The organism is Klebsiella sp. CB_Kp196, assembly GCF_040061575.1.
GTDB classification, from domain to species: domain Bacteria; phylum Pseudomonadota; class Gammaproteobacteria; order Enterobacterales; family Enterobacteriaceae; genus Klebsiella; species Klebsiella michiganensis.
The window spans coordinates 177,622-190,432 of the sequence record NZ_JBEAFH010000034.1 but is presented as its reverse complement, the minus strand read 5'-3'; the positions used below and the strand labels follow the sequence as shown (position 1 = coordinate 190,432).

The following is a 12,811-nucleotide window of genomic DNA, read 5'->3' as shown; positions in this document are numbered from 1 at the left end:
GTGGGACGTATATGGTCTGGATTGATTACGCCATAATTGCGGTGATTGGTTTTTCCTCACTGGTTAGCCTGATCCGCGGCTTTGTTCGTGAAGCTTTATCGCTGGTAACCTGGGGATGCGCTTTCTTTGTTGCCAGTCATTACTACACTTACCTGGCTGTCTGGTTCACGGGCTTTGAAGACGAACTGGTCCGAAATGGGATTGCTATCGCGATACTGTTTATCGCAACGCTTATCGTCGGCGCTATCGTTAACTTTGTGATAGGTCAGCTGGTGGAAAAAACCGGCCTGTCGGGAACCGACAGGGTGTTAGGGATCTGCTTTGGCGCCCTGCGCGGGGTGCTAATCGTCTCGGCGATTCTGTTCTTTCTCGATAGCTTTACCGGTATGGCGAAAAGCGAAGACTGGCAAAAGTCTGAGCTTATCCCGCAGTTCAGTTTCGTTATCAGATGGTTCTTTGACTATCTGCAGAGCTCGTCAAGTTTCTTGCCCAAAGCATAAGCGTTGGGATGTAGCTTAACGAGGAAAAGACGTATGTGCGGTATTGTCGGTATCGCCGGTGTTATGCCGGTAAACCAGTCGATTTATGACGCGTTAACGGTGCTTCAGCATCGTGGCCAGGATGCCGCAGGCATCATCACCATTGATGCGAACAACTGTTTCCGTTTGCGTAAGGCGAACGGTCTGGTGAGCGACGTTTTTGAAGCTCGCCATATGCAGCGTATGCAGGGCAATATGGGTATTGGTCACGTTCGTTACCCGACGGCTGGCAGCTCCAGCGCCTCCGAGGCACAGCCTTTCTACGTCAACTCGCCGTACGGCATTACGTTGGCGCACAACGGTAACCTGACTAACGCTCACGAGCTGCGTAAAAAGCTGTTTGAAGAAAAACGCCGCCACATCAACACCACCTCTGATTCCGAAATCCTGCTCAATATCTTCGCCAGCGAGCTGGACAACTTCCGCCACTATCCGCTGGAAGCAGACAACATTTTTGCGGCGATCGCCGCCACCAACCGCCAGATTCGCGGCGCTTATGCCTGCGTGGCGATGATTATCGGTCACGGCATGGTCGCTTTCCGCGACCCGAACGGCATTCGTCCGCTGGTGCTGGGCAAGCGCGATATCGGCGATGGCCGCACCGAGTATATGGTCGCTTCGGAAAGCGTGGCGCTGGATACGCTGGGCTTTGAGTTCCTGCGCGACGTGGCGCCTGGTGAAGCGGTATATATCACCGAAAAAGGCCAGCTGTTTACTCGCCAGTGTGCGGAAAACCCGGTCAGCAACCCGTGCCTGTTCGAGTACGTCTATTTTGCGCGTCCAGACTCCTTCATCGACAAAATTTCCGTTTACAGCGCCCGCGTCAATATGGGCACGAAGCTGGGCGAGAAAATTGCCCGCGAGTGGGAAGATCTGGATATCGATGTGGTCATTCCCATTCCGGAAACCTCCTGCGATATCGCGCTGGAAATTGCCCGCATCCTCGATAAGCCGTATCGCCAGGGGTTTGTTAAAAACCGCTACGTTGGCCGTACCTTTATCATGCCGGGCCAGCAGCTGCGCCGTAAGTCCGTGCGCCGTAAGCTTAACGCCAACCGCGCCGAGTTCCGGGATAAGAACGTGCTGCTGGTGGATGACTCCATCGTGCGCGGCACCACCTCTGAGCAGATTATCGAGATGGCGCGCGAAGCCGGGGCGAAGAAAGTGTATCTGGCCTCCGCTGCGCCGGAAATTCGCTTCCCGAACGTGTATGGCATCGATATGCCAACCGCCAATGAGCTGATAGCCCACGGGCGTGAGGTAGATGAGATCCGCCAGATCATCGGCGCCGATGGCCTGATTTTCCAGGATCTGGACGATCTGATTGACGCGGTGCGCGCGGAGAATCCGGATATTCAGCAGTTTGAATGCTCGGTGTTCAACGGTATCTACGTCACTAAAGATGTCGATCAGCAGTATCTGGACTATCTCGACTCTCTGCGTAACGACGACGCGAAAGCGGTTCAGCTGCAGAATGAAGTTGAAAACTTAGAGATGCACAACGAAGGGTAATCCTCTGTTTTGCTGAGAGCCCGCGGTCTGACGGCCGCGGGCTTTTTTATTTTCTCGCGCCAAATGCGGGTCCGCGGTTGCGTCGGAGACTATAATCCGGCAAAGTCTGCGCCATTGTGTGAAAGGGGCAATCATCGTGAAGCGACTCATTATCGGTATTTCTGGCGCCAGCGGCGCGATTTACGGCGTACGCTTGCTCCAGGTTTTGCGCGAAGTTTCGGATGTCGAAACCCATCTTATTTTAAGCCAGGCCGCGCGCCAGACGCTGGCGCTGGAGACGGATTTCTCCCTGCGCGAGGTGCAGGCGTTAGCCGACGTGGTGCACGATGCCCGCGATATCGCCGCCAGCATCTCTTCCGGCTCTTTTAAAACCGCCGGGATGGTGATTTTGCCATGCTCAATGAAGACCCTCTCCGGCATCGTTCATAGCTATACCGACGGGCTGCTGACCAGGGCGGCGGACGTGGTGCTTAAAGAGCGCCGGCCGCTGGTGCTGTGCGTACGGGAAACGCCGTTCCACCTTGGCCATTTACGGCTGCTGGTCCAGGCGGCGGAAATGGGCGCGGTGATTATGCCGCCGGTTCCGGCGTTTTATCATCGCCCGAAAAGCCTGGACGATGTGATCAATCAGACGGTCAATCGCGTGATCGATCAGTTCGATATCTCTCTTCCGCAAGACCTCTTTTCCCGCTGGCAGGGCGCGTAGGGCGCACTAAGATAGTGCGCTTTGTTCACATCCGCCTCCCTGCAGTGCAATTTTGTCGCCTCGATCAAATCCTCAACATTTAATTTGTTTTTTTGCGCTGCGGCACTGCGGTTTATCCGTTATTGCTGGTATCTTCCCTTTTAAGACAAACTTGCAACCTTTATTTAACATATTTAACGCCATTTCCAGCACGCACTGAGAAAATGGCATAAAACGTGCAAGATTTTGCCGGCAGTACAAATAACAAGATAACGCATCGCATAACAACATCACGACACTTAAGGGTAACCTATGAAGAAGACGGTCCTGGCTCTCTCTTTAATGATGGGAATTTGCAGCGCCTCCAGCGCGTTCGCCGCGCTGCCGCAGAATATCCGCATTGGCACCGATGCCACCTACGCGCCTTTCTCTTCAAAGGATGCGAAAGGGGATTTCGTGGGTTTTGACATTGATTTGGGTAACGAGCTCTGTTCGCGCATCAAAGTAAAATGCACCTGGGTCGGCAGCGATTTCGACTCCCTGATCCCGTCGCTGAAGGCCAAGAAAATCGACGCCATTATCTCTTCGCTGTCGATTACGGAAAAACGCCAGCAGGAAATCGCCTTCTCTGACAAGCTCTACGCGGCCGACTCCCGCCTGATCGCCGCCAAAGGCTCGCCGATTCAACCGACGCTGGAATCCCTCAAAGGCAAGCATGTTGGCGTACTGCAGGGCTCCACCCAGGAGGCCTATGGTAATGAACGCTGGCGCAGCCACGGCGTGGACGTTGTGGCCTATCAGAATCAGGATTTGATCTACTCAGACCTTGCTGCGGGTCGCCTGGACGCCGCGTTGCAGGATGAAGTGGCCGCCAGCGAGGGCTTCCTCAAGCAACCTGCCGGTAAAGATTTTGCCTTTGCCGGTCCTTCCGTTAAAGACAAAAAGTTCTTCGGTGATGGTACCGGCATCGGCCTGCGTAAGGACGATAGCGAGCTGAAGGCCGCGTTTGATAAAGCGCTGGCCGACATGCGTAAAGACGGCACCTACGACAAAATGGCGAAGAAATACTTCGACTTCAACGTTTACGGTGATTAAGACGCCCGCTGGCCCGGACGCCGGGCCATGCGCATCCCTTTCTGTCTGATTTTGGTGCAGCTGCGCTTTTAGCGGATCAATTTGGTGCAGGAAATTGCGCACGCGATGTTAAAAAGTGCATAGTTAAGCGTTTCCGATGCGAAAAAATTTGCTTTCCGGCGCAGAATGCTTTGCCTTACCGGGGCGAATAATGGCACGATAACTGCCGTAAGTACTTCTAATAAATCCGTTAGAATGACAGTCTGTTGAGGATAGTTATGAAAAAACTGGCGTTGTCTCTCTCTTTAGCGCTGGCCCTTTCCAGCGTTTCCACTGTATTCGCAGCCATTCCGCAAAAAGTCCGCATCGGCACCGATCCTACTTATGCCCCGTTCGAATCGAAGAATGCGCAGGGTGAACTGGTGGGTTTTGACATCGATCTGGCAAAAGAGCTCTGTAAGCGTATCAATACGCAATGTACCTTCATTGAGAACCCGCTGGACGCGCTGATCCCTTCTTTAAAAGCGAAGAAAATCGACGCCATCATGTCTTCGCTTTCGATCACCGAAAAACGCCAGCAGGAAATTGCCTTCACCGACAAACTGTACGCGGCTGATTCGCGCCTGGTCGTGAAAAAAGGCAGCGATATTACGCCAGACCTCGCGAAGCTGAAAGGCAAGCGCGTTGGTGTTCTCCAGGGTACCACCCAGGAAACCTACGGCAACGAGCACTGGGCGCCAAAAGGCATTGAAATCGTTTCCTATCAGGGACAGGACAATATTTATTCCGACCTGACTGCCGGACGCATTGACGCGGCGTTTCAGGATGAAGTCGCCGCCAGCGAAGGCTTCCTCAAACAGCCTATCGGCAAGGATTATCAGTTCGGCGGTCCGTCGATTAAAGACGAGAAGCTGTTCGGCGTCGGCACCGGTATGGGGCTGCGCAAAGAGGATAACGAACTACGTGAAGCACTGAATAAAGCCTTTGCCGAGATGCGCCAGGATGGCACCTACGACAAGCTGGCGAAGAAATATTTCGATTTTAACGTGTACGGCGACTAACCATCCCGCGTACCCCGTCGCGCGTTATTTTGCGCGCGATGGTTGATGACAGACAGGGCAGACAGCATGCTGTACGGGTTTTCACAGGTTATTTTTCAGGGCGCGCTGGTCACCCTTGAGCTGGCGTTAAGCTCGGTCGTTCTGGCGGTGCTTATCGGTCTGGCGGGCGCCGGGGCGAAACTTTCCAACAATCGTCCGTTGGCGTTGATTTTTGAAGGCTATACCACCTTAATCCGCGGCGTGCCCGATCTGGTGCTGATGCTGCTGATTTTCTACGGGCTACAGATTGCGCTCAACGGCGTAACCGATGCGCTTGGCCTGGCGCAGTTTGATATCGACCCCATGGTGGCGGGGATCATCACGCTGGGCTTTATTTACGGGGCCTACTTCACCGAAACCTTTCGCGGCGCCTTCCTGGCGGTGCCAAAGGGACATATTGAAGCGGCGACGGCCTTCGGCTTTAGCGGTGGGCAAACCTTTCGTCGTATTCTGTTTCCGGCAATGATGCGCTACGCGCTGCCCGGAATCGGCAACAACTGGCAGGTTATCCTCAAAGCGACCGCGCTGGTCTCACTGCTGGGACTGGAAGATGTGGTCAAGGCAACCCAGCTGGCGGGTAAAAGCACCTGGGAGCCGTTCTACTTTGCCATCGTCTGTGGCCTGATTTATCTGGTATTTACAACGGTTTCCAATGGTGTGCTGCTGATGCTCGAACGCCGTTATTCTGTGGGCGTGAAGAGGGCCGACCTGTGATTGATATTATTCAGGAGTACTGGAAATCCCTGCTGTGGACCGACGGCTATCGCTTTACCGGCGTGGCGATTACGCTCTGGCTGCTGATCTCTTCCGTGGTGATGGGCGGCATCCTGGCGGTTTTCCTCGCCATTGGCCGAGTGTCGAGCAATAAATTTATCCAGTTCCCCATCTGGCTGTTCACCTATATCTTTCGCGGCACGCCGCTGTACGTCCAGCTGCTGGTGTTCTATTCCGGAATGTACACGCTTGAGGTCGTCAAAGGCACAGAACTGCTGAACGCCTTCTTTCGCAGCGGCCTGAACTGTACGGTGCTGGCGCTGACGTTGAATACCTGCGCCTACACCACGGAGATTTTCGCCGGGGCGATTCGTTCAGTGCCGGCAGGCGAGATAGAAGCCGCCCGGGCGTACGGTTTTTCTTCGGTCAAAATGTATCGCTGCATTATTTTGCCTTCCGCGCTGCGTATTGCGCTGCCTGCATACAGCAACGAAGTGATTCTGATGCTGCATTCCACCGCGCTGGCTTTTACCGCCACGGTGCCGGATCTGCTGAAAATTGCCCGCGATATTAACTCGGCAACCTACCAGCCGTTTACCGCCTTCGGTATTGCCGCAGTACTGTATTTAATTATCTCGTATGTGTTGATTAGCCTGTTCCGCAGGGCGGAAAAGCGCTGGCTCCAGCATATCAAACCTTCTTCGACGCACTGAGAACGCCATGTCCGACAATAAATTAAATGTAATCGATCTGCATAAACGTTACGGCGAGCATGAAGTACTGAAGGGCGTCTCACTGCGGGCGAAAGCCGGAGACGTGATCAGTATTATTGGCTCATCCGGTTCCGGGAAAAGTACCTTTTTGCGCTGTATTAACTTTCTTGAGAAGCCCAGCGAAGGGACGATCGTTGTTAACGGGCAAAACATTGGCCTGGTTCGCGATAAAGACGGCCAGTTAAAGGTTTCTGATAAAAATCAGCTACGTTTGCTACGTACTCGCCTGACGATGGTATTCCAGCATTTTAACCTGTGGAGCCATATGACGGTGCTGGAAAACGTGATGGAGGCGCCGATTCAGGTGCTGGGCCTGAGTAAACAGGAAGCGCGCGATCGGGCGGTAAAATACCTGGCGAAAGTCGGTATTGATGAACGCCAGCAGATTAAATATCCGGTTCATCTCTCCGGCGGCCAGCAGCAGCGCGTTTCCATTGCCCGCGCGCTGGCGATGGAGCCCGACGTACTGCTGTTTGATGAACCGACGTCGGCGCTTGACCCTGAACTGGTGGGCGAAGTGCTGCGGATCATGCAGCAGCTGGCGGAAGAGGGGAAAACCATGGTCGTGGTCACCCATGAAATGGGCTTTGCACGCCACGTCTCCTCGCACGTGATCTTCCTGCATCAGGGCAAAATTGAAGAAGAAGGGCATCCTGACGAGGTTTTCGGCAACCCGAAAAGCCAGCGTCTGCAGCAGTTCCTGAAGGGCTCTTTGAAGTAAACACTGTCCAGCCCCCGGCGGAACACTCTCCGTCGGGGCGGCTAACGCTCCAGCCGATACACCCAGTCGTCATAGTCAATGCCGTTCAGATGATACGCTTTTTCGAGCACCTGAATGCGGATAAAGCCGTGTTTTTCCAGCAGACGGGAAGAGCCCGCGTTACTGCCCAGCACCCAGGCATTTATTGCGTGAACGCCGAGCTGCTGAAATCCGTAGTCGCAAATCGCTTTTAGCGCTTCACTGGCGTAACCCTTCCCCTGAGCATCAGGCAGGAGAGCGTATCCGACATCCGCTTCGTGCGGATTTTTACCGCTGATGCGCAGGCCAATATCGCCAACCGCCGCGCCGCTGGCGTCGCGCAGTACGAATACGCCCGGGTCAGCGCAGCGTGATGCAAACAGCGTCCGCAGCGCCGGCTCCTCAAGAATCTCGCCCATATAGCGCATCACTTCCGGGTCTCGCCTTAAGCGCAGGAAAAAAGGCCAGTCGGATGAGTGAAACGGAGAGAGGCGCAGGCGCGGAGTGGTGAGTATTCTCATAAAGCGGTCCATAGCGGTGGATTATTCCGCCACCTTAACATCATAAAGCGCCGGAAGGGCAATGCGTCTAAGCAACCGTCGGACAAGCCCGGGGCTGATTTCCGAAGCCGCGCAGATAGCGCAGCACGGTGGTGCTCTCCGGCGTCGCCCTCAGTTGTAGCGCCAGGTTAAGGTTATCCAGAACTGTCGCGTGGGCGACCAGCGGTGAATCTTCGGCAAGCCGTCCTTCCATCACCAGCCAGCCCACGACGGTTTTCCAGCGCCACAGCGGGGAATTGCCTTTAACCCGCTGTACCGGCCCGGGAAACTGACCTGAGCCTCGTGCGCCATCTTTTAATAAGGCGACGGCCTGTCGCGTCAGGCCGGTAAGTTCGGCAATATCGCTTAAACCGACCAGCGCGGAATCGACGGATTCAACCCGCGCGTTCAGAGCCGATGCGGATTCGATATCGGCAATCGCTGACAGAATAGCCTGCTCAAGAGAGTCTCTTTCGCGATCGAACTCCAGATAGACCGCCGTTCCGTAAAAACAGACCAGGGCGTCAGCGCAGCCTGCGGCATGCAGCGCATCTTCCAGACCCACGGTACGAGCAGTTACGCCGGAGAGGGTGAGCGTAAAATTATACAGCGCCATGGTTTAATCCTTCTTGTGGTTAATCTGACCCGAGGCAGGCGGCTGGCAGCGGTCGACCATTCTGATAATTTGCCTGGCGTGGTTAATGGGTACCGCAGGCGTTGACCAGATGCTCATCATATGTTCCCGGTGCCGGGCTGTCCCACACATCAACCTGCCAAAACAGTGAGCGCTTTTGCCGCCAGTGATAAAAATCCAGTCTCGTGCCAGCGCGTAGTCAATAGCTGCTCTGATATGTTTATCCGGATGTTCCTTCATCAATTCGTCCTGGTAATGCTGAATAAGTTGTTGACGAATGTCAACGGTGTGATGGTGTTAAATTACACACAGGGGTTATGGCAGAGTGAAAGGCATATCACTGGAATGAGATTCACAGTTAAGGCGACACAGGACGGGTGATTTTTGCGCGCTGCGAGGCGGATTCCATAAATTAATCAGGGAGAGCGATACTCTCCCTGATGGACCTGGACTACCGCAGCACGTTGGCCAGCGCTTCTTCCAGATCGTACCAACGAAAGCCAAATCCGGCGGCTTCCAGGCGTTTAGGCAGCGCGCGCTGGCCGCCGAGTACCAGAACGGAAGATTCACCCATCAGCAGGCGAATGGCCGCCGCCGGGACGCGGAAAATGGCAGGGCGATTTAGCGCATGCCCCAGCGCGTGGGCGAACTGCTCGTTGCGCACAGGGTAAGGGGAAACCATATTAAACGGCCCCCGCAGGTCGTTATCCAGCAGCCAGAGAATACCGTTGACCATGTCGTCGATGTGGATCCACGCCAGATATTGCCTTCCGCTACCGATAGGGCCGCCGAGGCCAAGCTTAAAGGCCGGCGTCATTTTGGCCAGAATACCGCCTCGCGGCGCCAGCACCACGCCGGTACGCAGCAGGCAGACGCGGGTGCGATCGCTCTGCGCTTCGCAGGCGATTTGCTCCCAGCGGGCGCAAAGCTTGTGGGTAAACTCGTTGTGCGGCGGCTCCTCTTCGGTTACCACGACTTCACCGAGGTCGCCATAATAACCGGCGGCGGAGCCGCTAATCAGCACCGAGGGCGGCGTATCGCTGGCGTTGAATAGCGTGACCAGCTTTTGGGTGGTATCCCAGCGGCTGTGGCAGAGACGCTGTTTCTGCTCCGCCGTCCAGCGCTTATCGGCGATCGGCTCGCCGGCCAGATTAATGACGGCATCAATGCCGTTGAGGTTCGCCTGATGCTCGAAATCGCGCCACAGGGTGACGCGCGAATCGAGGCGGCTTTTGGCCTTTTCAGGGCTGCGCGTAGAAACCGTTACGTGATGTCCAAGCTCCAGTAGCCGGGGGATCAGATGGCGGCCAATCAGGCCGGTACCGCCAGTAAGCAGAACGTTCATAGCGCCTCCCTAAGATGCGTCTAGCGCCGCCAGCTCATCGTCATGGATACCGAATCGGCGTAGCGCAGCGCATGCAGTTTATCGATCTCTACTTCAGCATATGTGACCCAGTGATGTTCGCGTGCGATGTCGAGCACATCCTGAGTTAATTTTTCCAGCAGAGAGAAGCGGTTATTCTCAATATGGCTAATAATGCGCTTGGTGATGGTGCGGTAGTTCAGCGCATCGTTAATATCTTCGCTGTTGCGTGATTTTTCCGCCGGGTAGTGGATCGCGACGTTAACCACCACGTCCTGGCGGTTGGCGATCTCTTCCTCTTTAATTCCGATAAAAGTACGCAGGCGCAGGTTCTTAATTCGAATAATGGCGTCTGGTTGAGACATGGCAGGCTTCCTCCGTGTAGTAATTTCCGCAATCATACATCAAAGCTTCCCGGGCGAGCAGGGGGTTAATGGGCTTCTGTTTTCAGAAGCGCTTCAACGGTGGCCGGGCGCTGGCGAATGCGTTCAAACCAGTTATGCACCGCCGGGTAATTGGCAAGGTCGATACGCTGGCGCTGATGGGCATTCACCCACGGCCAGCAGGCGATATCGGCGATGCTGTAGTGATTGCCGCCAAGCCAGGGACTCTCGCCAAGGCGCCGATTGAGCACGCCATACAGGCGCTGCGTTTCCACCTGATAGCGCTCAATGGCGTAGGGCACCGCCTGCGGAGCAAAGTGGTTGAAGTGATGATTTTGTCCGAGCATCGGCCCCAACCCGCCGACCTGCCAGAATAACCACTGTAGGGTGACGTGGCGCTCGCGGAGCTCGCCGCTCAGTAATTTTCCAGTTTTTTCAGCCAGATAGAGCAGGATGGCGCCGGATTCAAACAGGCTTAATGGGCCACCACCGTCGGCGGGAGCGTGGTCAACGATCGCTGGGATCTTGTTGTTGGGTGAGATCGCGAGAAACTGCGGATGAAACTGTTCCCCCTTGCCGATATCCACCCGGATGAGGCGATATGCCAGCTGCGCTTCTTCGAGGAATAACGTGATTTTGTGGCCATTAGGAGTGGGTGCGTAGTAAAAATCGATCATGAAAATTCCTCGCCGTCACAGGTCGCAAACTTTTCGAGTATAGGTGAACTGGCATCATCCGACAGGTTTGCCTCATCCTGGATGACTTTCGCCGATCGCGTTCACCCCCTGAGAAGTATGTAAGATCCTCAGCGTGGCGGTCAGTGACATCCTCTGAAAGACAGGATATGTTGGCGTATCGCCCCATTACATTAGCCATTGAGGATGCTATGAGCCAGCCCGCGATTACCCTGTGGTCCGACGCCGATTTTTTCTCGCCATATGTGATGTCCGTATACGTTGCCCTGCAGGAAAAGAGCCTGCCTTTTACCCTGAAAACCGTTAACCTCGACAGCGGCGAACATTTGCAAAGCGGCTGGAAAGGCTACAGCGCGACGCGTCGCGTACCGCTGCTGGAGATCGGGGAATTCTTCCTGAGCGAATCCTCCGCGATTACCGAATATCTGGATGAGCGCTTTGCGCCCCCGGAATGGGAGCGGCTTTACCCGCATGACCTGCAAAAGTGCGCGCGGGCGCGTCAGGTGCAGGCCTGGCTGCGTAGCGATTTAATGCCGATTCGCGAAGAGCGCTCCACGGACGTGGTCTTTGCCGCAGCAAAGAAACCTCCGCTCAGCGAAGCCGGGAAAAAAAGCGCCGACAAGCTGTTTGCAACGGCTGGCGTTCTGCTGTCCCATGGCGGGCAGAATCTATTTGGCGAATGGTCCATTGCCGATACCGACCTGGCGCTGATGCTCAATCGCCTGGTCCTGAACGGCGATGAGGTTCCCGCCGCGCTGGTGGATTACGCCACCTTCCAGTGGCAGCGGGCGTCGGTTCAGCGCTACGTCGCACTCTCAGCCAAACGCGCGGGCTGATAAGCGCCAGCGGTTCCGTTATCATAGCGGCATCGTAATGCGTGGAGATGAAATGTATGAAGCTGATGTTTGCCTCGGATATCCACGGCTCTCTGCCTGCCGCTGAACGCGTGCTTGCGCTGTTCGCGCGCAGTGGGGCGCAGTGGCTGGTTATCCTCGGCGATGTGCTCAATCACGGGCCGCGTAACGCCCTTCCCGAAGGCTATGCGCCGGCCCTGGTCGCGGAGGCGCTAAATAGCGTGGCGGAGCGGGTGATTGCCGTACGCGGCAACTGCGACAGCGAAGTCGATCAAATGCTGCTGCGGTTCCCCATTACCGCCCCCTGGCAGCAGGTTTTGAGCGCGCGAACCCGTCTGTTTCTGACCCACGGGCATCTGTATAGCCCCGAAAATTTGCCTCCTCTCGCCGCTGGCGATGTGCTGGCTTATGGCCATACTCATATTCCGGTTGCCGAGAAACGCGGCGAGATTTTTCTCTACAATCCCGGCTCGGTCAGCATCCCTAAAGGGGGATTTACCGCCAGCTACGGTCTTCTGAACGAGGGGCAATTGCAGGTTTTAGCACTCGATGATAATCAGGTTATTGCAGAGGTCGCAATTTACCCGTAATTTACCCCTCAACCGTATAGACGCGCCGCAAGAGCGCTTTAAAAAGTAAGGTTTCCTGATGGCGGAACAGAATCATTTGGCAAGCACAGAATGGGTCGATATTGTTAATGAAAACAATGAGGTGATAGCACAGTCCAGCCGCGAACAAATGCGTGCGGAGTGCCTGCGTCATCGAGCGACCTACATTGTTGTTCATGATGGGATGGGCAAAATCCTGGTGCAGCGTCGTACCGAAACAAAAGATTTCCAGCCGGGTATGCTGGACGCCACCGCCGGCGGCGTGGTGCAGGCTGACGAGCAAATGCTGGAATCCGCGCGCCGTGAGGCGGAAGAAGAGCTCGGTATTGCCGGCGTGCCTTTTGCTGACCACGGGCAGTTCTACTACGAAGATAAACACTGCCGCGTCTGGGGCGGCCTGTTTAGCTGCGTATCGCACGGCCCGTTCGCGCTGCAGGAAGAAGAAGTGAGCGAAGTGTGCTGGCTGACGCCGGAAGAGATCACCGCCCGCTGCGATGAGTTCACTCCGGACTCATTAAAAGCGCTGGCGCTGTGGATGACCCGCAATGCGAATAATGAGTCAGCAAAAAGCGAAAAGCAGGAAGAGGCTGAGTAGTTTT

The 12,811-nt window shown here is 55.3% G+C and carries 17 protein-coding genes; 11 read left to right on the top strand and 6 right to left on the bottom strand.

Going from position 1 to position 12,811, the window contains the following annotated elements; translation table 11 throughout:
* Positions 1 to 11: 11 nt before the first annotated feature.
* The 8 genes from cvpA (at position 12) to hisP (ending at position 7,118) form a co-directional block, all read left to right on the top strand.
* On the top strand, positions 12 to 500 hold the full coding sequence (gene cvpA, locus ABLU87_RS08825) for a colicin V production protein (protein ID WP_004104143.1): 489 nt from the start codon (positions 12 to 14) through the stop codon (positions 498 to 500).
* Positions 501 to 533: 33 nt separating this feature from the next.
* Positions 534 to 2,051 carry an amidophosphoribosyltransferase gene (gene purF / locus ABLU87_RS08820; RefSeq protein WP_004123211.1) on the top strand — a complete coding sequence of 506 codons (1,518 nt, stop codon included), beginning with the start codon at positions 534 to 536 and terminating at the stop codon, positions 2,049 to 2,051.
* Between the two features lie 136 nt (positions 2,052 to 2,187).
* Positions 2,188 to 2,757 (top strand): UbiX family flavin prenyltransferase, encoded by a 570-nt coding sequence (locus tag ABLU87_RS08815; RefSeq protein ID WP_004852887.1) that lies wholly within the window; start codon positions 2,188 to 2,190, stop codon positions 2,755 to 2,757.
* A 291-nt stretch (positions 2,758 to 3,048) separates the two neighbouring features.
* Positions 3,049 to 3,831 (top strand): lysine/arginine/ornithine ABC transporter substrate-binding protein ArgT, encoded by a 783-nt coding sequence (argT, locus tag ABLU87_RS08810; RefSeq protein ID WP_025106663.1) that lies wholly within the window; start codon positions 3,049 to 3,051, stop codon positions 3,829 to 3,831.
* Positions 3,832 to 4,088: 257 nt separating this feature from the next.
* Complete coding sequence (gene hisJ / locus ABLU87_RS08805) at positions 4,089 to 4,871, top strand: histidine ABC transporter substrate-binding protein HisJ (protein WP_004123203.1); 783 nt, start codon at positions 4,089 to 4,091, stop codon at positions 4,869 to 4,871.
* A gap of 66 nt (positions 4,872 to 4,937) precedes the next feature.
* The gene (locus tag ABLU87_RS08800; protein ID WP_014230269.1) at positions 4,938 to 5,624 is read left to right on the top strand and encodes a histidine ABC transporter permease HisQ; all 687 of its coding nucleotides are present in this window, start codon (positions 4,938 to 4,940) and stop codon (positions 5,622 to 5,624) included.
* Positions 5,621 to 6,337, top strand: a complete 717-nt coding sequence (gene hisM, locus ABLU87_RS08795; protein WP_004852883.1) for a histidine ABC transporter permease HisM — start codon at positions 5,621 to 5,623, stop codon at positions 6,335 to 6,337. The genes ABLU87_RS08800 and hisM overlap by 4 nt, the downstream gene beginning before the upstream one ends.
* A 7-nt stretch (positions 6,338 to 6,344) precedes the next feature.
* Complete coding sequence (gene hisP / locus ABLU87_RS08790; protein ID WP_004852881.1) at positions 6,345 to 7,118, top strand: histidine ABC transporter ATP-binding protein HisP; 774 nt, start codon at positions 6,345 to 6,347, stop codon at positions 7,116 to 7,118.
* 41 nt (positions 7,119 to 7,159) lie between these two features.
* On the opposite strand, the gene ABLU87_RS08785 is transcribed toward hisP, so the two are convergent.
* The 6 genes from ABLU87_RS08785 to yfcG form a co-directional block, all read right to left on the bottom strand.
* Positions 7,160 to 7,657, bottom strand: coding sequence for a GNAT family N-acetyltransferase (locus tag ABLU87_RS08785; RefSeq protein ID WP_071957318.1), 498 nt, complete (start codon positions 7,655 to 7,657; stop codon positions 7,160 to 7,162).
* Between the two features lie 67 nt (positions 7,658 to 7,724).
* Positions 7,725 to 8,291 (bottom strand): hypothetical protein, encoded by a 567-nt coding sequence (locus ABLU87_RS08780; RefSeq protein ID WP_032750748.1) that lies wholly within the window; start codon positions 8,289 to 8,291, stop codon positions 7,725 to 7,727.
* A 3-nt stretch (positions 8,292 to 8,294) separates the two neighbouring features.
* Entirely contained in the window at positions 8,295 to 8,549 is a 255-nt protein-coding gene (locus ABLU87_RS08775) for a hypothetical protein (RefSeq protein ID WP_032720494.1), read from the bottom strand.
* Positions 8,550 to 8,760: 211 nt separating this feature from the next.
* On the bottom strand, positions 8,761 to 9,654 hold the full coding sequence (locus tag ABLU87_RS08770) for a TIGR01777 family oxidoreductase (RefSeq protein WP_025106667.1): 894 nt from the start codon (positions 9,652 to 9,654) through the stop codon (positions 8,761 to 8,763).
* A 20-nt stretch (positions 9,655 to 9,674) separates the two neighbouring features.
* On the bottom strand, positions 9,675 to 10,037 hold the full coding sequence (gene folX / locus ABLU87_RS08765; protein WP_004104107.1) for a dihydroneopterin triphosphate 2'-epimerase: 363 nt from the start codon (positions 10,035 to 10,037) through the stop codon (positions 9,675 to 9,677).
* A gap of 65 nt (positions 10,038 to 10,102) precedes the next feature.
* Positions 10,103 to 10,732 carry a GSH-dependent disulfide bond oxidoreductase gene (gene yfcG, locus ABLU87_RS08760; RefSeq protein WP_014230264.1) on the bottom strand — a complete coding sequence of 210 codons (630 nt, stop codon included), beginning with the start codon at positions 10,730 to 10,732 and terminating at the stop codon, positions 10,103 to 10,105.
* A 209-nt stretch (positions 10,733 to 10,941) separates the two neighbouring features.
* Between yfcG and yfcF the strand changes: the two genes are divergently transcribed.
* Genes yfcF through yfcD form a run of 3 tightly spaced genes read left to right on the top strand, consistent with a single transcriptional unit; the run spans position 10,942 to position 12,807 of the window.
* The gene (yfcF, locus tag ABLU87_RS08755) at positions 10,942 to 11,586 is read left to right on the top strand and encodes a glutathione transferase (RefSeq protein ID WP_128334603.1); all 645 of its coding nucleotides are present in this window, start codon (positions 10,942 to 10,944) and stop codon (positions 11,584 to 11,586) included.
* 56 nt (positions 11,587 to 11,642) lie between these two features.
* Positions 11,643 to 12,194 (top strand): phosphodiesterase, encoded by a 552-nt coding sequence (gene yfcE / locus ABLU87_RS08750; protein ID WP_128334602.1) that lies wholly within the window; start codon positions 11,643 to 11,645, stop codon positions 12,192 to 12,194.
* 58 nt (positions 12,195 to 12,252) lie between these two features.
* Positions 12,253 to 12,807 carry an NUDIX hydrolase YfcD gene (gene yfcD / locus ABLU87_RS08745; RefSeq protein WP_004852867.1) on the top strand — a complete coding sequence of 185 codons (555 nt, stop codon included), beginning with the start codon at positions 12,253 to 12,255 and terminating at the stop codon, positions 12,805 to 12,807.
* Positions 12,808 to 12,811: the final 4 nt, after the last annotated feature.